This is a genomic window from Microbulbifer sp., assembly GCF_051659245.1.
Taxonomy (GTDB): domain Bacteria; phylum Pseudomonadota; class Gammaproteobacteria; order Pseudomonadales; family Cellvibrionaceae; genus Microbulbifer.
In genome coordinates, this window is sequence record NZ_JBOFOC010000013.1 from 1 (window position 1) to 1,397 (window position 1,397).

Below are 1,397 nucleotides of genomic sequence, written 5' to 3' on the forward strand. Positions count from 1 at the left end.
TGGGCCATGCCCGCGATCGATGGTGGCTTAATCCCAGTCCGATCGCGGGCATGGCCCGCTCCTACAAGAAACGATGGAATTATTAAGGAAAGGCATGTATTCATACCTGCGCAAAGCCCTGTTTGCGCTCGATCCCGAACGGGCCCACCACCTGTCCCTGGACGCCATCGGCGCCGCTGAGCGGCTGGGACTGATCAGCCTGTTCAGCAAACCGGTTCCGGATGACCCTGTGGAGTTGATGGGCCTCACTCTGCCCAACCCCGTGGGCCTGGCGGCGGGTCTGGACAAGAATGCCCAGGCATTCAACGGCCTCGGCGCCCTGGGCTTCGGCTTCGTGGAAGTGGGCACGGTGACCCCGCGCCCGCAGCCGGGCAATCCGCAGCCGCGCCTGTTCCGTCTGCAGGAGGAGGAGGCGATTATCAATCGCATGGGTTTCAACAACCTGGGGGTGGATTACCTGGTGCGGCGGGTCAAGCGCCGCCGTTACCGCGGCGTGCTCGGCATCAACGTGGGCAAGAATTTCGACACCCCGGTGGAGCGGGCGGCGGACGACTACTGCCTGTGTATGGAAAAAGTCTACCCCTATGCGGATTACATCACCGCCAACGTCTCCTCCCCCAACACCAAAGGGCTGCGGGACCTGCAGTTCGGCGAGAGTCTCGACCGCCTGCTGGGCGAGATCAAGGAGAAGCAGCAGCAACTGGCCCAGAGCTGCGGCCGCCGGGTACCGCTGGCGGTGAAGATAGCGCCGGATATCGATGACGAGGCCATCGCCCGGATTGCAGAGTCGTTGCGCGCATATGAGATTGACGGGGTGATTGCTACCAACACCACTGTCGACAAGTCCTCGGTGGCCCATCTTCCCCACGGCAGGGAGGAGGGCGGTCTGAGCGGCCGGCCGCTGGCGGAGAAATCCACTTGGGTGATTGCGCAGCTGGCGCGGGAACTGCGCGGGCAGATTCCGATCATTGGCGTCGGCGGCATTTTTGACGGCGCCGGTGCCGTGGAGAAAATTCGCGCCGGCGCCACCGCGGTGCAGATATACTCCGGCTTTATTTACCGTGGTCCGGCAGTGGTGAGAGAGGTGGTGGAGGCCATTGCCGTTTTGCGCCAGCAGGGGGCGGGTGGCCGCTGATACGAGTGTCCTGTATGGTACTAAATAGTGAAACCAGAGCCCCCCAGATTGCCCACAGTTAGGCGCAGCTCGCAGGGAATGGTCATTCCATTTTCAAGAGCTGCAACGCAGCTGTGGGCATGTTGGGGGGCTCCCTCCGGGCGGGCCGCTAAGCAGCCATCTGCGGCGTTGCACTTGCTTGACGTAGAATGACTACGCCGGCGCAAATGCGCCTTGCATCTGGCCGCTTAGCGGCCCGCTGGTATCACTATTTAGTACCATA

The 1,397-nt window shown here is 62.3% G+C and carries 1 protein-coding gene; it reads left to right on the forward strand.

Translation table 11 applies throughout. The annotated features are described in order from the left end of the window. Window positions 1-94 precede the first annotated feature (94 nt). Entirely contained in the window at window positions 95-1,135 is a 1,041-nt protein-coding gene (locus ACRC0P_RS01435) for a quinone-dependent dihydroorotate dehydrogenase (protein ID WP_438627796.1), read from the forward strand. Window positions 1,136-1,397: the final 262 nt, after the last annotated feature.